The sequence below is a fragment of the Sinorhizobium sp. KGO-5 genome, assembly GCF_036245905.1.
Classification (GTDB): Bacteria; Pseudomonadota; Alphaproteobacteria; order Rhizobiales; family Rhizobiaceae; genus Sinorhizobium; species Sinorhizobium meliloti_A.
Genome location: NZ_BDIZ01000003.1, coordinates 90,659 through 112,433 on the forward strand (window position 1 = coordinate 90,659; position 21,775 = coordinate 112,433).

13 protein-coding genes and 1 pseudogene are annotated in these 21,775 nt (G+C 63.9%); 3 read left to right on the forward strand and 11 right to left on the reverse strand.

The window, feature by feature from the left end; genetic code table 11:
- Positions 1-144: 144 nt before the first annotated feature.
- Positions 145-933 carry an SDR family oxidoreductase gene (locus tag BHD07_RS14520; RefSeq protein WP_018099177.1) on the reverse strand — a complete coding sequence of 263 codons (789 nt, stop codon included), beginning with the start codon at positions 931-933 and terminating at the stop codon, positions 145-147.
- On the reverse strand, positions 930-1,256 hold the full coding sequence (locus tag BHD07_RS14525; protein ID WP_102763395.1) for a nuclear transport factor 2 family protein: 327 nt from the start codon (positions 1,254-1,256) through the stop codon (positions 930-932). The genes BHD07_RS14520 and BHD07_RS14525 overlap by 4 nt, the downstream gene beginning before the upstream one ends.
- Positions 1,257-1,350: 94 nt before the next feature.
- Here BHD07_RS14525 and BHD07_RS14530 point away from each other — a divergent pair, with 94 nt between their 5' ends.
- Positions 1,351-2,256 (forward strand): LysR family transcriptional regulator, encoded by a 906-nt coding sequence (locus BHD07_RS14530; protein WP_275599103.1) that lies wholly within the window; start codon positions 1,351-1,353, stop codon positions 2,254-2,256.
- Here the strand turns inward: BHD07_RS14530 and BHD07_RS14535 are convergent.
- From BHD07_RS14535 to BHD07_RS14565, 7 genes and pseudogenes are all read right to left on the reverse strand, one after another.
- Positions 2,253-2,698 (reverse strand): annotated as a pseudogene (locus BHD07_RS14535) (TA system VapC family ribonuclease toxin). The gene BHD07_RS14530 and the pseudogene BHD07_RS14535 overlap by 4 nt on opposite strands.
- Positions 2,695-2,922: a CopG family transcriptional regulator gene (locus tag BHD07_RS14540; protein WP_338281124.1), complete on the reverse strand. Its 228-nt coding sequence runs from the start codon at positions 2,920-2,922 to the stop codon at positions 2,695-2,697. The pseudogene BHD07_RS14535 and the gene BHD07_RS14540 overlap by 4 nt, the downstream one beginning before the upstream one ends.
- A gap of 600 nt (positions 2,923-3,522) precedes the next feature.
- The gene (locus tag BHD07_RS14545) at positions 3,523-4,950 is read right to left on the reverse strand and encodes an ISNCY family transposase (RefSeq protein WP_338281126.1); all 1,428 of its coding nucleotides are present in this window, start codon (positions 4,948-4,950) and stop codon (positions 3,523-3,525) included.
- 553 nt (positions 4,951-5,503) lie between these two features.
- On the reverse strand, positions 5,504-6,091 hold the full coding sequence (locus tag BHD07_RS14550) for a DUF6969 family protein (protein WP_338281127.1): 588 nt from the start codon (positions 6,089-6,091) through the stop codon (positions 5,504-5,506).
- Positions 6,092-6,472: 381 nt separating this feature from the next.
- Entirely contained in the window at positions 6,473-7,687 is a 1,215-nt protein-coding gene (locus BHD07_RS14555) for a YeeE/YedE family protein (protein ID WP_324763720.1), read from the reverse strand.
- 107 nt (positions 7,688-7,794) lie between these two features.
- Positions 7,795-8,706, reverse strand: coding sequence for a sulfurtransferase (locus tag BHD07_RS14560; RefSeq protein ID WP_338281131.1), 912 nt, complete (start codon positions 8,704-8,706; stop codon positions 7,795-7,797).
- A gap of 199 nt (positions 8,707-8,905) precedes the next feature.
- Positions 8,906-15,757 carry an autotransporter outer membrane beta-barrel domain-containing protein gene (locus tag BHD07_RS14565; protein ID WP_338281132.1) on the reverse strand — a complete coding sequence of 2,284 codons (6,852 nt, stop codon included), beginning with the start codon at positions 15,755-15,757 and terminating at the stop codon, positions 8,906-8,908.
- A 230-nt stretch (positions 15,758-15,987) separates the two neighbouring features.
- On the opposite strand from BHD07_RS14565, the gene BHD07_RS14570 reads away from it, so the two are divergent.
- Both BHD07_RS14570 and BHD07_RS14575 read left to right on the forward strand, forming a co-directional pair.
- Positions 15,988-17,139 (forward strand): sensor histidine kinase, encoded by a 1,152-nt coding sequence (locus BHD07_RS14570; protein WP_102763301.1) that lies wholly within the window; start codon positions 15,988-15,990, stop codon positions 17,137-17,139.
- Entirely contained in the window at positions 17,127-17,918 is a 792-nt protein-coding gene (locus BHD07_RS14575; RefSeq protein ID WP_275599109.1) for a LytR/AlgR family response regulator transcription factor, read from the forward strand. Before BHD07_RS14570 ends, BHD07_RS14575 begins: the two co-directional genes overlap by 13 nt.
- Before the next feature lie 38 nt (positions 17,919-17,956).
- Here the strand turns inward: BHD07_RS14575 and BHD07_RS14580 are convergent, their stop codons facing one another.
- Positions 17,957-18,358, reverse strand: coding sequence for a hypothetical protein (locus BHD07_RS14580; RefSeq protein ID WP_338281135.1), 402 nt, complete (start codon positions 18,356-18,358; stop codon positions 17,957-17,959).
- 71 nt (positions 18,359-18,429) lie between these two features.
- Positions 18,430-21,768 (reverse strand): M10 family metallopeptidase C-terminal domain-containing protein, encoded by a 3,339-nt coding sequence (locus BHD07_RS14585; protein WP_338281136.1) that lies wholly within the window; start codon positions 21,766-21,768, stop codon positions 18,430-18,432.
- Positions 21,769-21,775 lie beyond the last annotated feature (7 nt).

The window sequence follows — 21,775 nt, forward strand, 5'->3', positions numbered from 1 at the left end:
GCCGGGACATCCTTCCACTCAACCAGGTTTGAATCAAGCGCGAACACTTTCGACAGAACCTCAATTCGCTGCACGTCACGCTCGCTCAATCTCCCACGCCGTCAGCCGACGTCCGCCTTGAATTCGGACGTCGGCACGATCACCTCAGACGGTCGGAACGGTGCCTCCGTCGATGACGAACTCGGCGCCGTGGATGGCGGCCGCACGGTCCGAGGCCAGATAGGCGATGAGATCGGCGACTTCGTGGGGGTCGGCCGGACGACCGATCGGAATCCCGCCAAGGCTGTCGAGGACTAGCTGCCGTGCTTCTTCGATCGTACCACCATTGGCCGCCTGTAGACGTTTCAGCAGGTCGACGGAGGACTCCGTCATGATCCAGCCGGGGGAGACGACATTGACCCGAACCCCCTTGGGACCAAGCTCCTTGGAGATGGACTTGCTGTAGGTCCTGAGCGCCGCCTTGGCGGAAGCGTAGGCGGTGGTGGCATCGGGCAGGGGAAGCACCGACTGGATGGAGGTAACGTGAACCACCGCGCCGCTGCCGCGTTCGATCATCTGCGGGATCAGAAAACGATCAAGGCGGACGGCCGCCAAGAGGTTGAGGTTCAGTTCGGACAGCCAGTGGTCGTCTGTAAGGGCAGTGAAGCCTCCGCCTGGTGTCGACGATCCGCCAAGAACATGAGCCAGGACGTCGATGCCGCCAAAGCGCTCGAGGGCGGCCTTGGCCAAGGTTGCTGCCCCCTCGGACGTCTTCAGGTCTGCCCGGACGAACTCGACGCTGTCGACGGACTCTGGTGTTCCGCGGGCTGAGGTAATCACGCGGGCGCCTCCTGCCAGGAAGCGGTCAACAGTGGCGCGGCCCGCGCCCTTGGTGCCTCCGCTGACCAGCACACGCTTCCCCGCAAACTCGGTTGGATCCACTTTGCTGTTCATGCCGTGATCTCCAAAGCCTTTATCCCGTCGTTCTCGAGGGAAAACCGATAGGTGAAACGGATCGGGCTGCCTTTGAAGTCACCGTGGACGGGTCCTTCAACCACGACCTGAAGGTTTTCATGACGCACACTGTCCGGAGTGAAGATCGCCTTCACACCTGCAGCCTCGACGAGCAGGTTCCGCAGTTCGGCATGGCCTTCGTAACGACGTCCGTTGTCCAGCACGACCGTATCCGCGCTGAATGGCTTCAGCATGCCGTCAACGTCGAGAAGTGCGTTGGCTTTGACATAGTCCGCGATGGGTCTGGGTAATGGCGGGATCATGAGTGTCTCTCCTTTGCTTGCAGAAAATCTAGCACTCAGATATTGGTCACATAAGTGGGATTAACTTGCATGCGCTGATGAAGGGATCGGGACAATGGAGCAGGCTAGCCTGAAGGAACTGGAAGCTGCGGTCGCCATCGCCCGGCGCGGGACGTTCCGCGCCGCTTCGATCGATCTCGGTATCTCGACCACCGCGCTGAGCCATACGATCGGCAGGCTGGAGTCGGCACTGGGAGTCAGGTTGTTCAACCGCACCACGCGGAGCGTTTCGCTGACGGATGCGGGGCGCCTGTTCATTCAACATGTCGCTCCGTCGTTGCAGGATCTCCACGCCGCACTGGAAACCGTGCGCGAGCAGCGCGAAACACCTTCCGGAACGATCAGGATCAACGCGGCACCATTCGCCGCGCGCGCGATCATCTCGCCGCTCGTGCTCGAGTTCGTGCGCCGATATCCCGACATGAACGTTGACATCGTCACGGAGGGTAGGATGATCGACATCGTCCGGGACGGGTTCGACCTGGGGGTCAGAGTCGCAGGACTTGTTCCCAGCGACATGATCGCCGTTTCGCTCGGTCGGCCTCAACGGCACGCTGTCGTAGGGTCTCCTGCATATTTCGAGAGGCACTGTGTCCCTGTGGTGCCGCCGGATCTCCTTACCCACAAGTGCATCCGCGTCCGGCTACCTGACGGCTCGACGTACCGTTGGCGGTTCGAGAAGGACGGCGAGCAGGTTCAGATCGACGTCGAGGGACAGATCTCGCTCGATGAAGCCAGCCTCACGCGGGCTGCTGTGCTCGCAGGTGCGGGCATCGGCTACCTGTTCGAACAGGACATTCTTCCGGAGATCAAGACGGGGCGGGTCATCCGAGTGCTGGAAGACTGGACACCGCCGTACCCGGGTCTCTGCTTGTACTACCCCGGAAGGCGGAATCTTTCGGCAGGTGTTAGAGCTTTTCTGGAACTCGCTCGTGAGCTTGCGCGGCGAGATAGTGATTAACGAACCCGAGTTGCAGTGATCAGGTGCAAGGCAGAATTACCCCTCGTGACCGCCGCTGCTGAGAGCTTGCGATCGAATGTCGCCAGTTGCCCCCCACGCGCCTTGGCGAGCGCAAGGAGATAGGTGTCAGTTACCTGCCCCGAAGTTAGGATTTTCGTGGGAGCGATATCACCTGACCCGACAAGGCTCACATCGTCCGGCCAAAAACTGTGACCGGGGAGCGACCGCATTTTGCCGAGATCTCCATCACGAGTGACGGTGAACCGGGAGAATTCGGATATTTGGGATTGCCGACAATCCGGATGACGCCGTTTTCGGTAATGGGGCAGGTAGCCCACGCGGTCTGACCCGTCGCCGCGAACCATTCGTGCGCATCGTCATGGGCAACATGGCCAGGATCGATTAAGGCAATCAGCACATTGACGTCGAGAAGGAAAGTCACGGCAGTTCGTCACGCAAGGCGTTGACGATCTCGAGCGTCACTGGCGGAGCATCCGGCTGAGGTGATAAGAGAGGAATTCCATTGCGCTCGCCGCTGCCGCGCGGTCTGCGCAAAGAACGTCTAGCCAGTTCGGAAATGACTTCGCCGACGCTCCGGTGCTGCTGGGCTGCCATCGCCTTTGCGGCGATCAGTACATCGTCGTCGATTGACAGGGTCGTTCTCATATCTCGTCGCGCATCAGCCATCACGCATCATTTAAAGGAAGAGGTCGGCCTTCTCAAGGTGGATGCGAAGGGACGCAGTCATTGGTCCGATCCGCTCACGGCGGAAAAAATCACAGTCTCACCTCTCTGCGCGAAACACGGGTCTCCGCGTGAGGCAGCGCTGCTGGCGGTTCGGTTGGTGAGTATGTTTTTGCGTTACGCTTCCGATTGGCGAACGTAATAACATCACCCAAGCAGTCGCTGTCGATCACCGAGGACGCGATGACCAACACTTGTCTGGAATTCAGGAACCTGACGCTTGGCTACCTTGGCCACGCGGCCGCCGTCAAACCGCCGGGAGAGTAACATTCTTACTTTGCAGAAACAGGACACTTTAACTTTGCGGCTACATGCAATGTCACAGCTATTTAAAGATGAGACAAAGTAGTCAACTTAGAAACGCGACAACATCCTATCCATTACTACTGCATTTGCAAGTTACTATATTTAAAAAGTACGGAGACGCAAGCCGCCGGCCGGGTGGAGCTGGTCAGGGTTGCGCAGCCCGGTCGGCGGCGGATGGCTCCAGCTGCAAGATAAACTTTAGCTTTGACATCCCGATCACTCCGCCGCTTTCAGCTGCGCAAGGGCTTGCTGGCGCTTGGCGATGACCACCGGATCCTTGGTAAAATCCGTCTTCCGGCCAGGCTTCGTGCCGCGCTTTTGATAGCCATTGCTCTGGCTGCCGTCGCGAATGCCGAACATATGGTCCGTCTGGCCGGTGCGGCGCGGCCCGCCCTTGCTGCGCTGTTGCTCTCGTCCGGCCTGCATTTCGGCCACCACCGCCAGCATGTCATCAAGGCGCTTGTTCTCAACCACCTCGCAGCGGTGCACCGAGCGCAGCGTGTCGAAGGTTCTGTAGGGCAGGGACGTCCCCTCATGGGTGACCTCGAGGCGACCGTCGGGATAGTCGCAGACAATGACCTTCTTGCCGGCCAGCGCCGTGGCGAGGTCGGTCGGATCGAGGATGAACACCACCTTGTCATAGCGCAGCGTCAGCGACTGCGACAGCTTGCGGATCTCCTTGCGGCACATCGCGCCATCGAGGTTCTCATGCGCGGCAAACGGCCGGTGCATGTCCTTCGGATTGCGCGGCGCCTTGCCAAAGCGGCGATTGAAGTCGGCCATGAACTCCGGCGCATAGGCATTCGCCGCGGCGATCGTGTCGATGCCGCGCAGCCGCAGTTCCTTGACGAGGCGATCCTGCAGCGTCTGGTTGGCGCGCTCGACGCGTCCCTTGGCCTGCGGGGTGTTGGCGCAGATGATGTCGATGTTGAGTTCATAAAGGGCTCGTCCGAACTGCGTCAGGCCACTGGTTCTGTCCTTCTTGGAAGCATGGGTGGTGCGGAAGACGCCATGCTTGTCGCTATAGAAGGCGATCGGCTTGCCCCATTGCTGCAGGTAGGCCTTCGTCGCGTGCAGATAGTCGAAGGTGTTCTCCGATCCGGCGAAGCGTAAGTGCAACAGCTTGCCGGTGGCATCGTCGATATAGACGAGCAGGGCGCATTTGGGACCGCGGTTCTCGAACCACCAATGAAGCGAGCCGTCGATCTGAACGAGTTCGCCGAAACAATCGCGCCGGCCGCGCGGCTGGAAGATCCGCTTCTTGCGCTCGCGTCGCGACACCCAGAGGCCGACTTCCATCATCCACTGACGCAGCGTCTCCTTGCTGACGGCAATCCGGTGGCGTTCCAGCAGCTTCTCGGCGGCCAACGTTGGTCCAAAATCCCCGTAATGCTCACGCACCAGATCGAGCACCAGGTTGCGGAAATCCTCGCTATGACGCCGGTTGCTCGGACGGCCGCGCTTCTTCGACACGAGACCGTCGGCGCCGTCCAGGTCATAGGCCTGCAACAGCCGGTGGACCTGACTGCGGCTGAGACGAAGCAACGCGGCCGCCTCGACGACGGTCAGGCTGCCACCGCGAATCCGCTGTATGAGTTCAAGACGATGCAATTCCTTCTGCGACATGGTGATCAAACAAGACATGACGACTCCGAACGCTCATGGTCTCAACCACGCTTCACGTCGCCAGTCTTCCTTCCAAACGTTGACGTTTGACCAGCATCCCGAGAGGCGACGACGTCGCATCTCTAACTGGCTCATATGTCGCATCTCTAAACTGCCGCTACATGCAAAAATCAGATAATCTATCTTATGGAACACCGCAGGTTTTGTTTTCGTTGCTTTGCTTAATGACAACAAGATGCTTTGACCTGATCCGCATCTTCACGACGCGATAGCGCGCGCCAAGACAAATCTTGACATGCTGAAGCGAGTGCACGCGCAAAGTCCGCCTCAGGGATTTAGGCAACAGAAGGCTATCCTGGCCGCTTCTCTGACTGGACGCACTTCGCTGCCAGCTCGTACCTTTCCGATCCGCACGGCACATTGTACCTTCGGGTCGGTAGCAACGATTCCACAAAACGCCTGTGATTACAGGCGTTTCCAGTCACTCACTCACCCAGTTTCGGAGCCGAAAGCGCACTCTTTGGAGCTTTGGTATGGTTAACGGGATCTGCTTGATCCTCGTTCGCCACATCTAGCCACCCGAAAGCTTGAACTCCGAAGTTACCTCCAGCGCGCGGTCCTGGCGCGCTTCGACGCCTTCAGGCTGGCGGTGTGTGAGCAAGGTGCGGTCACGCTCGCGGATCAGTTCGGTTATTTGCGGCTCGTAGGCGGCGAAAATTGCCGTCAGCCAACGGTTCACGAGATAAGACGGCCGCGGCATCTGTACGTCGAAGCGCGGCAAAAGAGCGATCGTGCCTTCCGCGCCGAGCCAGTCATCGCCGACCACCCACTGGTTCACCGTGAAAAGCCGCAAAAGGCGCCCGTGAGCGTCGACCCCCACAGCCGCGAGATGGTGGATCGGCCCTTGCGGTCCTTGCGGTCGCAAGAAGCAGTGGAAATGGCCGTGTTCTTCCGCTGCCTCTTCAGCCGGGTGGCAGTGATAGAACCACTGAGCGCCGCTCGTCGGGTCGAACACATCGCCTGTCGGGTAGTGGTCCCAGGCCTTGATTTCGGCCGTGTCGCGAAAGGTCTCGCTGAGCACGTTGAGACCGCCCTTGGCGAGCAAGGTTTCGCAGTAGGCAATCTCGCGGCGCGCAAGTTCTATGGCTTGCTCAGCCATTTTCCCGGTCCGGCAAGGGAATGGGCGGCGGAGGCGGCGGAAGCTTCTTGCTCTCGGCCGGGAGGGGACCCGGCGGCGGCGGTGGTGCGAGCTTGGGTGCCGCTGCCGTGCAGGGTGCCCCGGCGGCACAAGGCGCGATGGGCACTGGCGCGGGCGGCGGAGGTGGTGCCGCGAGCGGAGCTCCGGCGGCGCAAGGCGCACCGGCCGCACAAGGCGCGGCAGCGGCGCACGGGGCACCTGCGGCACAGGGCGCCGCCCCTCCCGCCGAACCGGAGGTCGCTGCCGGCTGGGCGCGCGGAACGGGATGCGTGTGGTGATCGACTGCCACAGCGGCGGTCGCTGCCGCCAGCGCTGCACCGAAAAGAAGCGTGTTCCTTGTCGTCATTTCTTCTTGAACCCGTCGAGACCGAAAAGCGGACGCATCCAGACGCCGACGAACGAGCCGACAAAGGCAGTCGCAAACCACAGCCAGCCATGCAGGCTGCCCGAAGCGATGCCTGAGAACAGCGCGCCTATATTGCAGCCGAAGGAAAGCCGTGCGCCATAGCCCATCAACAGACCGCCGACGACGGCCGCGAGCATGGAGCCAAACGGAATTTTCGCCTTCGGCGCGAATTTTCCGGCAAGACTCGCGGCGGCAGCCGCGCCAAGAACGATACCGAAATTCATCACCGATGTAACGTCGGCGAGGACGCTTGCATTGAGCGCCGCTTGCGGCCCCGGCCAGTTCCAGAACTCCCACGTCGCGACCGGAACGCCGACCGCCTGCGCCGCCTTGGCGCCCCACAGGCCGAAGCCGAACGTGACCGACCAGGGATGGCCGGCAAGCAGCAGCGTGGCGACGTTGAGCAAAGCCATGAGCAGCCCTGCCCCCACCAGAGGCCATGGACCGTAAAGCAGCCAGGCCCAACCCGCACGCGACGGTTCCGGCTCCCTTTCGATATTGCCATGCGCGCGCCACTCGATCAGCGCCGTCGCCAGGGCAACGAGGCCGAGCCCTGCGAGCGTCGCGAGGATGGCAGTGCCGGTCCCGAGCTGCCGGCCGAGATCGATCGTGCCGAAGGATGGAAGGGTCAGCCACCACGGAAGATGCGCCGAGCCGATGAGCGCGCCGACGATGAAGAAGGCAAGCGTGACGAGCATGCGGGCCGAACCGCCGCCGACGGTGAACAATGTGCCCGAACCGCAGCCGCCGCCAAGCTGCATGCCCAACCCGAACATGGCAGCCCCGACGAGTACGGAGACCCCGACCGGCGCCAGCGCGCCGACGATCGGCTGGCCACCGAGGCTGCCTGCCGAGATCAGCGGGATCATGGCCAATGCCGCCACGCCGATCATCAGCATCTGGGCGCGGATGCCGCGCCCGCGACGTTCGACCACCATCCGGCGCCACCCGCCCGTGAAACCGAAGGAGCCGTGATAAAGGGCGACCCCCAACAGGCCGCCGACGACGAAGAGGGCCGCCTGCCGCAGATCGATCAGCTGCGCGATGACGAGAAAGCCTATCAGCAGTGCGCCGCCGGCTACGAGCGCCGGCCCACGGTCGACAATCGCCGGCGGCAAATATCGCGAACGATCAAAGGAAATGTCGGTCATTTCGAATTCCTGCCGCTTGTGCGGCATTGGTCAGATCGCGAATGTCCGCAGCTTGCGGACATTCGCCTGTTCTTCCGCTACCGCGGATCGGTCCCGGTCCGCTGGCGTCAGGTGCCCGACTTGTTCTCGACCGGGCGCGCCGGGTCGGCCGTCCATTCGGCCATCGAGCCGTCATACATGGTGGTGTTCTTGTTGCCTAGCACCTCGGACAGGGCGAACCATGTTACGGATGCCCAGTGCCCCGTGTTGCAGAAGGCGATGTTTTCCTCTTCCGCAGCCAGACCGGCGGCCTCCGTCAGGGCCTTCACAGTTTCGGGTCGGGCGAAAAGCGCGTGGTCCTGACTGTAGAGCTTGGAGTGCTCGATATTGATCGATCCAGGAATAGTGCCGTTGGCGCGCACGACCGGGCTCTTGGACTTGCCCTCGTGCTGCTCGGCCGGCCGGCCATCGATGAGCTTGACGCCGACCTTAAGCGCGGCAGCGACTTCCTCGGTCGTCGCCAGCAGTTTTTCCTGCGGCTCGGCGTGGAACGTCGCCGGTTCGGGCTTTACTGCCTCGGCGGAACGGGCCCCGCCGGCGGCGTCGTACTGCCGCCACCCGCCGTCGAGGATCGAGACTTCCTCATGGCCGAGATATTTGAACGTCCAATAGACGCGGGTCGCGCCACCGAACTCGGTCGAATCCGTACCCCAGGGCACGATGACGACGTGATCGTCATCGTCGATGCCGAGATCGCCGATCAACTTGGTGATCTGCTCCAGCGGCGGCAGCATGCCGGGGACGCCACCCACCTCGGTACGCCAACCGGCGCTCGCATAGGGGGCGACCACCGCGCCCTGTATATAGGGCTTGTCGCCAAGTTCTGTCTCGGCGACCTTGTCGCGGATGTCGAGGATGACGACGTCCTTATCGCCGGCATGCGCCTTGACCCATTCGGCATCTACGAGTGGACTGATGTCGGCAGCCAGCGCTGAAGAGGCGAGGAAGGACAGCGTGAAGGCAAATGATGCGATGCGCATTTCGTGAGGCTCCCGAATTCATATGTGAACCTCATCTACCCCGCGATGTACGTCGAGTCAGGACATGGTTTGGCTGGAGATCCGCCAACTCTTGGAAAATCTTTCTGTACGGTACCAGCGATGCGGTAAGCCGCGTCGAGGACGCCCCGCCGGGAGCGTCCGCTGCTCCTGTGCAGCTGCATTGTCTCCAGTCGTTTCCTCAGAACTTGTGGCTCAAGCGCAGCGAACCGGCATGACTGTTGTAGGTGTCCGAGAACGAGCCATTATATTCCACGCGGAGACCGAAGCCGCTATCCGTTGCAAGATCGATGCCCGCGGTTACCCGCCCGACCACGTCTGCCAGCGGCACCTCGCTGTCGAACATGCCGATCCCGGCCGGAGCACCGGCCAGCCGGGCCGAGGTATCCCAGCTGTCGACCGTGCTGAAGCTCACTCCTGCGCCTGCAAACGCCCGCATCACCGTCGTTTCGTTCACCTCGACCCGCATGCCGACCTCGATCGCCGGGGTTGCGTGGAAGCTCCATTGGCCGGAGTCGTCAACCAGGAGATCGAGCGCGCCGGTTCCCGACTCGCGATAACCGCTGGCATGCGAGTAGATCAGATCGAGATCGACCAGAGGCCGCACATAATAGGGCTCCTGCGCGAAGGTATAGGCGGCGCGTACCCGGGTGCTGAGGTTGTAGATCTCCGGATCGCCCTCGGCCTGGCCGGCGAAGCCCGGAATGCGGATCGTGCGCGTGTTGTCGTACCAACCATAGCTGCCGGCGACGGCGCCCGACAGCAGCCATGGGCCGATCTCATGCTTCAGCGAGGCGCCGGCATAGATGATGTCGCCGTCGGCGTTGACCCGGCCGTCGTCGCCGCGAATGGAACTGCGGTCATAGCCGCCGGCGAAGCCGACGAACCAGTCCGGCGATACCTCCACCTGGGCCCCCGCCCGAAGAGCGTAGGTCGTCGTATCGAAGCCCGACACGCCGCCGCCGGCCTTCTGGTCCAGTGTTTGTGCGCCGGCCTGGCTCCACATGCAACTCGTCTCGACCAGAGCCGAAGTGCCATCGGCAAACATCGGGCAGCTCAATAGCAGGTCGAGACGCTGCTGCGTCATGGCGATGCTGCCGGCCGCGGCCGCGCCCGAAATGCCGGGCGACATGTCGGAGAGAGCAGCCGCGTAGTCGCCGGAATCGTGGTCGGCCAGAGATCCGAGCGTGCCGAAAAGCGTGCCGAAGGAACCGCCGCCGGCGTCCCAAACCTGCTGCAGATGACCGGCGACGTTGTTCTGGTCTTGGTTCAGCACGGCACCGGGATCGGTGAAGTGAGCCGAGTCCGCTGAAACCGACAGCTCATTTCCCGCCCGGCTGATGGAATAATCGAAGATCGACGACTCGGCGCTTAGCGAATGGTCCAGCGCGCCTTCGACGGTGAGGAACGGCAGGCTGATGTCGGGCAGGACGCTGATGGCGTTCACCGTCAACTTGCCGGCGAGCGTGGCGTCGCCGTCGATGATCAACCGGTCCATACGGAAGCCGGCGAAGTCGGCGGTGATCCCCAGCAGCCCACCTGCGTCCTGCGTGAGGTTGCCTGTGATCCGGGTGCCGTCGATACCGCCGGAACGACCGATCGTCAGGCTGCCACGATTCATTACGTCAGCCTCGTAGATCTCCGCATCCGCCAGCAGGCCGCCTGCCTCGTTGACGACGGAGACCGCCGTGTCGCCGCCCAAGCGGGCCACCCTCGACATTTTGGCCGCGACGGGCAAGGCTCCTTTCACGCTGCCGCTGATGGTACCGGCGTTGTTCACCATCAGGGTGCTGTCTCCGGGCGAGTTTACGCCGGCCGTATATTGAACGGCGACGCCCGAAGCGGCCGAGACGCTGCCTCCCGAGTTGACGGTCAACACGTTGTTTTTACCGGCCGAAACCCAGATGCCGGCACCGTTGTCGCCGGAACCGCCGGTCACAGTACCACTGACGGTCACATCGACCGTGCCGTTGTTGTCCGTTCCTGCATCGCTCTGCGCGAATATGCCGATCGAGTCCTTGCCGGACGCCTGAATAGTCCTGCCGGCAGCGAGGCTGACGGTAACATTGCCGCTCTCGCCGTTCGAGGAGAGATTTCCGTTGGAACCGATAAAGGCACTCGTCGCATTGCCGCCGAAGCCGCCGCCGCCCCCGATCGACTGCGCCAGCACGCCGAAGGCGTAGTCGCCGCGCGTGAAGATGCTGCCGTCGGCCGTGACGGCGACGTTGCCACCGTCACCGTAGCTGCCGGGACTGTTGCCGGTGAAAGAGAGCGGCGCACCCGAGGCGGCGCCGCCAACACCGCCGCCGCCGCCGATCGACTGGGCGACGAGGCCATGGGCGGCTATGCCCCGCGTCGTGATCGAGCTCTGGCTCGTCAGGTCGACGGTGACTGCGCCGCCGTTTATTGTTCCACCGCCCGAGCCGCCTACCACCAGCGAGGCAATGCTGTCGGCCTCGCCAGCGCCCCCGATGCCGCCGCCGCCGCCGATCGACTGGGCGACGAGGCCGAATGCCCGAGCGCCCGACGTGTTGAGGGTCGTGCCGACGCTGAGATCGACTTCGCCGCCGCTGCCGCCGACACCGCCGCTGCCGCCGACAACGAGATCGATCGTGTGGCTGTGCTCTTTTTCGGCGGCGGTGCTGCTTCCGGCGCCGCCGACGCCGCCGCCGCCGCCGATCGACTGCGCTACGATGCCGTGCGCGTCATCGCCGCTCGTCGAAAGGTTGATCCACCCCTTGGCGGTGACCTTACCGCCGCTGCCGCCGGCACCGCCGCTGCCGCCGAAGCCGCCGCCGACCGTGATCCTGCCTGCCGCCTGGTCGGAACCATCGCCGCCCTGCCCGCCGCCGCCGCCGATCGACTGCAGCAGCACGCCATAGGCGCTGTATCCCGCGGTGCTGATGCTGTTGCCATGATTGTCGTCGAAGGTGACGTCGACCGCACCGCCATTGCCGCCCGCACCGCCACTGCCGCCGACACCGACGGTGATGTTGGCCGTTGCCTGGCTTCCGGACGCGGTGGAGGTGCCGCCCGCACCGCCGCCCCCGCCGATCGACTGGGCGACGATGCCGTCGGCCCAGTCGCCCAGCGTGGCGATGCGACCGGCATGCGTCAGCGTGACCGCGTTGCCGTTTGCGGCCGTCCCGCCAGTGCCGCCGTCGTCGATGGTCGCGCCGACACTGACTCCGAAGCAGTAGCCGGATTCACCATCGCCGTCGATGCTGGAGCAATCGCTCTCTCCCTCGTCGTCGAGCGGCTCGGAACCGTCGGAAGTAGCCTGCCCCACCGAGCCGCCCAGCCCGCCGCCACCGCCGATCGACTGCGCCAATACCCCGTCGGCATCGGCGCCAAAAGTAGTGATCTTACCTGCGGTGGTGACGTCGACCGTGCCGGCCGAGCCGCCGCTGCCGCCGGTGCGGCCAAGCGAAACGTCGACAGATGCGGAGAAAGCGCCGCTGCCCTCTTCCGATTCTTCGGCTTCCTCGCCGCCGCCGGGCAGACTGGCGCTGGCCGACAGCCCGACGCTGGCGCCCTGCGAAGTCCCGCCGCCACCGCCGATCGACTGAACGAGCACGCCGCGCGAACCGGACCCGCTGGTCTGCAGGCTGGTGCCGCCGTCGAGCGTCACAGTCGCGTTCCCGGCGCCGGCGCCGCCGCTGCCCGATCCGCCGATCCCGACTTTTGCCGTCAGGTTGAAGCCGCTGCCGATCTGCTTGCTGTTGACACTGCCGACGCCGCCATTGCCGCCGCCGCCGCCGATCGACTGCGCCACGATCGCATTGGCATAGTCGCCGGCCGTCGCCACCGAGGCGCTGTCATCGAGATCGACCGTGACGGTACCGCCATTGCCGCCGCCGCTGCCCGAGCCTCCGACCGAGACGCCGATGTTGGCGCTAACCGTGTCCACCGTGCCCGCCGTCGCGGCCAACGACGACGCGCTGCCGCCATTGCCGCCGCCGCCGCCGATCGACTGCGCCACGAGGCCATGCGACGAAGCGCCTTTCGTGGAGACCGCGGTGCTGCCGTCGAGCGTCAGTGACACCGCGGCGGCGTCATGGGACGATCCACCGCTGCCTCCAACCGCCGTGGAGACGCTCATCGCCAGGGAGACGTCCTCACCGGTCGGCACCGCCACGGTGAGTGCGTCGGCAATCGAAGAGCCGCCACTGCCGCCGCCGCCGCTGATCGACTGCGCGAGCACGCCGATGGCATCGGTCACGTCGCCGTCGTCCTGTCCGGTCCAGATGGAACTGTCGGTCAGATGCACTGTAACCTTGTCGCTGTACCCGCCGTTGCCACCGGTACCGCCGACGGCGACCGACGCGGTGAAGCCGAGACCTGCGGAATAGGAGCTCGCGGTACCGCCGGTGCCGCCGCCGCCGCCGATCGATTGCGCCACGATGCCCGCGGCGTGCGAGCCGCCGGTCATCAGGCTGAGGCCCTGGAAGCCGACATCCACGGTATTTGCATAGCCGCCACCGCCACCGCCGCCCCCGATCTGGAAGCTGCCGAACCCGGCATCGCCGCCCGTGGCGTTGCCGCCATTGCCGCCGCCGCCGCCGATCGACTGCGCGAGAATGCCGACCGCTCCGGAACCCCCGGTCGCGATCGTGACGGGCTGCGGCGCTCCGGAACCTGCGGAGCAATCGCTGCTGGGATTCGCATTGGTGACGCAGACCCATCCGCCGCTACCGCCACCCGAGGCACTGCCGCCGACGCCCAGCCCCGGAACCGCAACCGACATATCGATCACATCGCCGCCATTGCCGCCGCCGCCGCCGATCGACTGCGCCATGATCGCATGCGCCATTTCTCCCTGCGTGGTGACCGAACCGCCGGACAGCAATATGTTGGCATGAGTACCGTAGCCGCCGGCGCCGCCCGAGCCTCCGACGCCCGCGATGCCTTCAGCACCGCCACCTGAACCGCCGCCGCCGCCGATGGATTGCGCCATGATACCGATCGCCGCGTCGCCGGCGGTGCTGATGGCACCCGAGCTCCGGACCTCGGCAGTACCGCCGTAGTTGGCGGCGCCGCCGGTACCTCCGATAGACAGCACCCCGCCCGCCGTGCCGGCAGCGCCGCCGCCGCCGCTGATCGACTGCGCGATGATGCCGTGCGCGGAATAGCCGGTCGTGGTGATGATTCCGGTATGCTGGACGCTGGCCGTCTCGGCCTTCCCGCCGTCGCCGCCATCGCCACCCAGCTCGAGCGTCAGCCCGTCGGCGATGCCGCCTGTGCCGCCGCTGCCGCCGATCGACTGTACCAGGATGCCATAGGAATGGTCGCCCGAGGTGTCGATCGTCCCGCCAGCATTGTTGATGGTGGCCGTATTGCCATCGCCGCCATTGCCGCCATTGCCGGCACCGCCGCCGAGCACGTCGGTGAAATCGCCGCCCGTGCCGCCGCCGCCGCCGATCGAATGCAGGGTGACCGCAGCCGAAAAGTCCCCTGTCGTCGTGATCTTGGAGCCAGCAGTGACATACGCGCCGACACCGCCGGCATTGCCACCGTAGCCGCCGCCGCCGCTCGTTCCGACAAGGGCCGTGTCGTCGCCGCCATTGCCTCCCTGACCGCCGATGCTTCCCCCCAGCAGGCCGTAGGCCTCAAGGCCGTCGGTCTCGATGGAACCGCCATAGACGTTGATCTGAATCTCGCTGACGTCGCCGCCTTTACCGCCGGAGCTGTCCTTCTCGCCGCTGGCGCCGTCGCCGCCTCTACCGCCCTGCGCCAGCCCGACGACGCCGGCGACATAATCGCCTTTCGTCGAAACCGTGACGCCCGATTGGACGCTCAGGGTCGAGTTGAACGCAGAGCCGTTCCCGCCACGACCTCCGGTCGTTGACTTGGTGCCGGCGCCGCCATCACCACCCTGGCTGATGGCAACGATGCCGCCGGACAGTTCGTTCGGACCGGAGCCGGTGGCGACCACGGTGATGTCGGAATAGGTGTCGATGATGAACTGGTCGCCGTCCGCGCCGGCGCCGCCATTGTCGGATGAATCCTGAGAGGCCGTGCCATAGGAGCCTTGGCTCAACGCATAGATGCCGCGCACGCTGTCGGCACTGTTCGAGTAGATGTTGATCGCACCGACCGAGGCATTTCCGCCGGTTGATCCGTTGCTGATGCGGATGGCGCCACCTGCCCCACCCGCGCCATTGTCGTGCCCCCCCGCCTGGCCGATGGATTGGGCGGCGAGACCCCAGACATAGTCCAGCCCGTTCAGCGGGTTGGTCGCGCTGCCGAGATTCACCTGTCCAGTGTTGGTGATGCTGATGCTTCCGCCGCTGCCGCCGACTCCCCCGAACTGGTCGCCTGCCGCGCCGCTGTTCTGGTTGCCGCCGGTGCCACCCTTGCTCACGGCATGGATGCCGGCCATGCCCCTGGCCGTATTGGAGCTGAGCGACTCTACGCTCAGCGCGCCGTAGTTGGTGATCGTCAGCGCGCCTCCGGACCCGCCTGCCCCACCGTTGGACTTGTAATTGTCGTTATCCCCGTCCCCCGAGCCGCCGAAGCTCGTCGCGGAAATCAGGCTGCCGATCGAGCCTGGATCCGTCGAGGTGGTCAGAGTTATGGGCCCGTAATTGGTGATCGTCACGGTGCCCCCTGCGCCGGCGCTTCCCTCGTCGACGCCAGCGCCACCCATTGTGTACGTCATGATGACACCGCCGACGGAATCCCAGGGCATGGTGTAAGGGAGACTGGCGCCGGCCGTGTACGAGGCCTGGGTGTCGATCGTTATGTTCGCTCCGGGATCACCGTTCTTCTCATCCTTGTCATCCACACCACTGTCGCCCCAACAGGCCGACCATGTGTATCCATAGTCGACCTGGCCGATCGTCTGGGTTGCACTTCCATTGCAACCCGCATACGCCTCGCCGGCCAGGGCCGCCCCGCCGAGACCCACGGCCAGCACGAACAAAAAATGCGACGTGTTCCGCTCGGACGGAAGCGCCGCTTGGTCGCCGGGCCGGAATGCTGTGAGCGAAGACCTCGGCCGGGCTTTCCTGCTTCTGGTGGCGTGCTTCATCCGATGTATCCCCCCGAAAAATGGCGCCCGTACAGCGAGACACGGCGGCAAGCCTTGCACCGCCATGTTCAACGTGCGAGTGTGCGACGCACTGAATATGCGACTCCTCATAGGTATTAATGATGCGCTCTCCGCGCATGGACACGCCCTATTCGATGAACCGGTCGATCTACTCGGTGAAGAGACCAATCCAGCCCGGGGATGACGGCAATTAGGGAATTACAGCTTCGATGGTTGTCATTGCCGAGCCCGATCCTCGTCGCGAGCTGAGTGGAGGCCACATCGCGGATCCGAGCTCCGGGCGGAGCCGGATGACGCGAAAAACCGACAGGTCGGGCACCGTTCTGGTGGGTGCGCTCGGTTCGTTCTGGCGGGCGCAGACGGCCGGCTGGCTCTTCGGCGCGCTGTTTGCCGTCGTCAGCCGTATTCTCGCATTCGAGGACGTGGCGTTCGCGTTTGCATTGACCGCCGTTCTCGAGCCCCTCGGCTTCGCGCTCACCACCCTTGCTTACCGGGTATTTCGCCACCGGATCGGCGGCGTCACGCTGACGGTCGTCGCGGTCGCCCTGGCGCTCTCGATTGCCGGTGGCCTGCTGCAGATGCTGATCGCCAACGGAATAAAGGACATCCTGCAGCCGAACATCGATCCGGACTACGGCGCCAACGGCTCGGTGATCCCGGCGATCTACTATACCCTGATCTTTCTGGGATGGTCTCTTGCCTATCTCTGGATCAAGGCGGATGCCGACGCGAGAAAGCAACGGATCCGGCGCCACCGGGCCCGCGAGGAGGCGCTGCGGGCCGAGCTTCACCAGTTGCGCCTGCAACTCGATTCGCACTTCCTGTTCAACGTGCTGAACACCGTGGCGATGGAGATTCCCGAGGAGCCGGACACGGCGCTCGAGATGATCCACCGGATCACGGCCTATCTGCGCTATTTGCTCGAGAACCAGACGCGTCGCATCTGTCCGCTCTCGGACGAGATCGAAGCAATGCTCGCCTACATCCGTATCCAGGAGCTGCGGTTCGAAGGCCGCCTCGATTTGATGGTCGAGGTGGACCCCGCGGCCCGGTCGATCGCCGTGCCGCATCTCATTCTGCAGCCGCTGGTGGAGAATGCCGTGAAGCACGGACTGCGCTCGTCGGCCAGCCGTTTCGCGGTCGGCATCACCGTGGAGCGTCGAGACGCCGACCTCGTCATCGAGATCAGCAATCCCGGCAGGCTGGAAGCGGGCGAACGTGACCGCCCGGCCATCGGTCTCGCCAACATTCGCCGCCGGCTGGAACTGCACTATCCGCTCGGTCACGCATTGACACTGATCCAGGCCGGCGACAACGTGATCGCGCGCCTGATGCTGAGGGGGGATGCATGCTTCGCGTGATGGTTGTCGACGACGAGCCGCCGGCCCGGCGAGGGCTGAAACGTCTGATCCAAGCGCACCCGGATGTCGAAGTCATCGGCGAAGCCGGTTCGCTGGACCAGGCGCAGCAACTGACGCATGCCCTGCGGCCAGATGCGATCTTCCTCGACATCGATCTTGGCGACGATAACGGATTCGGCCTGATCAAGCGGCTCGATCAGGTGCCGGCGATCGTCTTTGTGACCGGACACGGCACCTACGCGCCGCAGGCGTTCGACGTCGCAGCGCTGGATTTCCTGCTGAAGCCCGTGGAGCGGCAACGTCTGGCATTGACCCTGGACCGGCTGCGGCGCTATCGGCGCGCGCACGACCTTGACGGCAAGATCGAGGACACGGCAACAGCGCCGGTAGCCACGCCCGACAGGAGACGCCTGCACATCAGGATGGCGGGCCAAACAGTCGTCCTGCCGACCGACGGGATCGCCATGCTCGCCGCCGAAGCGGACTTCACGCGCATCGTGATGGCGGATGGGCGGGACTATCTGGTGTGCCGGCTGCTCGGCCAATGCGGCGCAGACCTTCCGACGCCGCCATTCTTCCGCGTCAGCCGCTCCCTGATGATAAATCTGGATCGGGTGGTACGCGTGAGAACGCACGACAAGGGGCGCTCGCTCCTGTCGCTCGGGCGGTCCCTTGCGCCCATCATGCTCGGTCGAGTCGCCACCACGCGCTTGCGGCGTGCGCTCGACGGAGTTCAGCGAGTGAAAACTGTATCTGACGGGAATGACGCTCCCGCTTGACCGATCAGACCGGCGCCGTCGGAGACTGCTGCCGGCCTTCAATAAATCACTGCATTGAGTGTGACGTATACAGGCGAGCCCGCCTCCAGCCGTGTGCTGCCGCGCGCAATCAGCCAGCCGTCCGCACGCTCCAGACGCGCCACGATCCGCCGCGTCGGAGAAGGCGTCGCGCTTGCAGGCGACGGCAAGGAAAATGCTATCGACTTCGATTTTCCGTCGCTTTTGATGCGCGTTTGCGTGGCGCGACGCCTCGTCTCGTCCTGAATGGCAGGGTCGTCGAGATAAATCTCGAGATGACCTTCCGGGATGACCGCGCTACCCTCGAAGGTGACTGCACCGCGGATATCCGTCGATTGCGCGGCGACCGGCCCGGCGACGGCGGCGACGGCGGCAGCTCCGACGGTCAAGAGTACCGTGCGGCGGTCGGTAGGGCGCTTCATCACACACTCTCCCTGGAGCCCCGCGAAACGCGGCGCTGCGGATGGGGCGCCTGAGGCGCCCCATCCGTGCGTCAGATGATAATGAAGTCGGAGGCCGAAAGCCTCAGATTCGTGCTCAGCTGCGCAAACTGAATGGCTGCAACGTCTCCGCCGCCATCGGCGTCATAGGACAAGGCGCCGCTGTCCGTGTCGTATATGATGCGGTCGTCTGCGTCATGGGCGACACCTCCCGCGCTTCCGTAAAATGCGCCCAGGGCGAGAGTGCCTTCGCCACCCACGCTTTCGAAAACGAGGTTGTCCAGCAGGATCATGTCGTCGATGACATCGAAGTCCTTGATCCAATCGACATTGCCGTTCCCAAGCGCCGTCGAGAAGCGGAATGTATCCTCTCCCGCGCCGCCGGTGAGCATGTCTGCCGCCAGTCCGCCATCCAGCAGATCGCTGCCTGCGCCGCCGATCAGGGTGTCCGATCCCGCGACGCCCGGCTGGGCCGGAGCCGGAGGGAACTCGACCGACACATTAAGCTCGTATGACGCGCCTGCCGGCACGGCTTCTGCCCAGCCGTCGCCCGGCGCCGTGGGCGACCAGCTGCCTTCCAGTATGTAATAGGTTCCGGTCTCCTGAGCCACGAATACCAGGCTCGAATCCCGGTTGCTGGCAGAGCCCGGATCGCCGCCGCCGTCATCGTTCTGAGCGACGATGTTGCCGGCGCTGTCGAGCAGCCTGACCCAACTGTCATGGACGTTCGGATCGGCGATTCCGTCGATGTCGATCGTAATCACCGTACCGGCCGCCAGATCGATCTTGTAGTATCCGCCCTGGCCGTTTCCGGTGGCGTTGACGGTCGTATGAAGGACGGTGGTCGAGTCGAAGATATCGGGGTCGCTGGTCAGGGAGAAGTTGTCGGAGATGTCGAACGCGGCCGCGATCGAATTGTTCGTCGCGTCCGGTCCGAGCGTCGCGTAGCCGGTTCCCATGCCCGGGCGTGGCGGCGCGTCCCCCTGATAGGCAAAATCGCCGAGCAGGGTGTCGTCACCGCGGCCGCCGTCGATCGTGTCGTTGCCGCCCTGGCCGGTCAACACGTTGGCCGCACCATTGCCGGTCAGCCGGTCATTGAATCCCGACCCTGCGAGATTCTCGATGGAGATATATGTATCTCCGCCCGACCTGCCTCCAGTGAGACTGAGCCTGACGCCGCTCGCTGCATCGGCGTAGTCTGCCGTATCGCTGCCGGCGCCGCCGTTCAATCTGTCGGCGCCGCCGCCGCCGGTCAGCGTGTCGTCGCCAGCACCGCCGGCGAGATCGTTGGCCTGCGCATTGCCGATGAGATGATCGTCAAAGGACGAGCCGACGGCATTTTCGAAGCCGACCAGCATATCGTGCCGGATAACCGCGCCTCGCCCGACGATCTGCACCGGGCCGTCACCGTCGCCGCCGCTGGCAGTGCCATTGGCAAGATCGATCGTGACGCCGTCAGGGCTACCCGCATAGACGACCGTGTCGATACCGGAACCACCATCCAGATAGTCCTGACCGGCCCCGCCGATGATCGTGTCGTTGCCGGCCTCGCCATACAGGATGTCGCCATCGTTGCCGCCATCCAGGGTGTCGTTGCCGCCGCCGCCATTGAAGTAATCTCCGCCGCCCTGGCCCCAGAAGTGATTTGCGGCGGATGTGCCGATGAAGCGGTCGATGCGGTCATCGGACCCGATCAGGTTTTCGATGCTGTAGAAAGTGTCGCCGGAGGCGGTGCCGCCGCTGGCAACATTCGTGGCAAGGTTGACGAGCAGCTGAAACGGACTTTCCTTGCTGAAATCGACGGTATCGATCCCCGCGCCGCCCCTGAATATATCGACTCCGTCCTGGCCGCTCAGCGTATCGTCGCCGGCGCCGCCGTCGAGAATATCATTGCCCTGGCCACCGAGGATCGTGTCGTTGCCGGCCCCGCCGTAGAGCGTATCGTTTCCGTCATCGCTCTCGGTCTGGTCTTCGAGGTCTTCGACGTCGATCGTATTGTTGATGTCGCGGCTGGCGAGCGAGTCGCGGCCCCCGATAATCAGGTCGTCACCACCCTGACCAAAGATCGTGTCGTCGCCGGCGCCTCCGTCGAGGGTATCGTTTCCGCTGCCGCCGAAAATGATGCTTGTCATCGTGTTGTCGCCGATGCTGGGCGGCGACGCTCCGCCGCCGCCAGGCTGCGTCATCGACTCGTCGGCATAGATGATGTTTTCGACGTTGGCGATTTTCCTGATTTTCAGGTTCCTGGACAGGAGGATGACGGTGTCGTTGCCGCCGTTGACCTCCTCACGAACGATGTCGTCAAGCGAATCGACGAAGTAAGTATCGTCGCCGCCATTGCCGGCCATGCGGTCGCCACCGCCACGGCCATCGAGCGTGTTGGCGCCGTCATTGCCGATCAGAATGTCGTCGAAACTGCTGCCGATGCCGTTCTCGATGTAATAATCGGTCCCATCCGCATTGTGGCCGGCGAAGATCGACACGTTGTTGCTGTGACCGTTGACGCTGGAGAACTGACCGGCGCGCAAGTCGAGGATCGTACCCGCGGTCGAGCCGGAGAAGTCGATCGTGTCGGTTCCGCCCGTATCGTGGATCGCAAAGCCGATGTCATGCTGCATGCCCGAGGAGGTCAACTGATAGCCGTATTGCGTGCTCCCGAAGCCGTAGACGTTGTCCCCCGTGTTGAGCTCGATGTGCTGATAAGTGCGCACTCCGTTCTCGTCCACGGTCGAGAAAAAGCGGCGGATGACCGCCTCGATGTCGGCCATGAGGGGCGTCGAGGCAGACCAGCGGCTGGTTTCCCCGACATCGATCCCGTCGAAATAGGACATCACGCTGTATTGCTGGCGATCATAAGTCCAAGTCGCATTGTTCAGATAGTTGATCTGCACGCCGCCGGGACCGCTGTAATTGTAAAGTCCGGGATGGTTCAGTCCGAATTCATGGCCGAACTCATGGATGAAGGAATCGAAGACATAGCCGCCGATGTCCGTCTTATTGGGTTCCGTGTCGTGGAAACGCTGCCCGATGCTGACATAGCGGTTGCTCGAATAGGCGCTGCCATCGTCCTCCTCGCCGAGCTCGGGGCTGACGACCTCCATCCAGTCCGTCGTGCTGTCGAACGGTGCGTCGTCGACGATCTCGAATTTTAGAGGGGTGACGGACGCCCACATCTGCAACGCGCCGATCGCGGCGGCTTTGTATTCGGGGTGATCGTTGAGCTCGTAAACGTTGATCCTCAGCGTTCCCGCAGCCAGTTCCGGCGTCAGACTGCGGGGCAACGCCCCAAGGTAGTCGAGAAAGGACTCATAGTCCTCGCTCTTGCCATAAGGGTTATCCGGCGTCTGATCGTTGATCCACCAATTGTCGCTGGTCTGGCTAGGGTTCGGCATCTTAAGC

Coding starts and splice junctions, on each gene's coding strand:
- BHD07_RS14550 (WP_338281127.1), bottom strand. CDS start 6,091: ATGGCTGAGCAAGCCATAGAACTTGCGCGCCGCGAGATTGCCTACTGC.
- BHD07_RS14540 (WP_338281124.1), bottom strand. CDS start 2,922: ATGAGAACGACCCTGTCAATCGACGACGATGTACTGATCGCCGCAAAG.
- BHD07_RS14565 (WP_338281132.1), bottom strand. CDS start 15,757: ATGAAGCACGCCACCAGAAGCAGGAAAGCCCGGCCGAGGTCTTCGCTC.
- BHD07_RS14520 (WP_018099177.1), bottom strand. CDS start 933: ATGAACAGCAAAGTGGATCCAACCGAGTTTGCGGGGAAGCGTGTGCTG.
- BHD07_RS14555 (WP_324763720.1), bottom strand. CDS start 7,687: ATGACCGACATTTCCTTTGATCGTTCGCGATATTTGCCGCCGGCGATT.
- BHD07_RS14530 (WP_275599103.1), top strand. CDS start 1,351: ATGGAGCAGGCTAGCCTGAAGGAACTGGAAGCTGCGGTCGCCATCGCC.
- BHD07_RS14580 (WP_338281135.1), bottom strand. CDS start 18,358: ATGAAGCGCCCTACCGACCGCCGCACGGTACTCTTGACCGTCGGAGCT.
- BHD07_RS14570 (WP_102763301.1), top strand. CDS start 15,988: ATGGTTGTCATTGCCGAGCCCGATCCTCGTCGCGAGCTGAGTGGAGGC.
- BHD07_RS14575 (WP_275599109.1), top strand. CDS start 17,127: ATGCTTCGCGTGATGGTTGTCGACGACGAGCCGCCGGCCCGGCGAGGG.
- BHD07_RS14560 (WP_338281131.1), bottom strand. CDS start 8,706: ATGCGCATCGCATCATTTGCCTTCACGCTGTCCTTCCTCGCCTCTTCA.
- BHD07_RS14525 (WP_102763395.1), bottom strand. CDS start 1,256: ATGATCCCGCCATTACCCAGACCCATCGCGGACTATGTCAAAGCCAAC.
- BHD07_RS14585 (WP_338281136.1), bottom strand. CDS start 21,768: ATGCCGAACCCTAGCCAGACCAGCGACAATTGGTGGATCAACGATCAG.
- BHD07_RS14545 (WP_338281126.1), bottom strand. CDS start 4,950: ATGTCTTGTTTGATCACCATGTCGCAGAAGGAATTGCATCGTCTTGAA.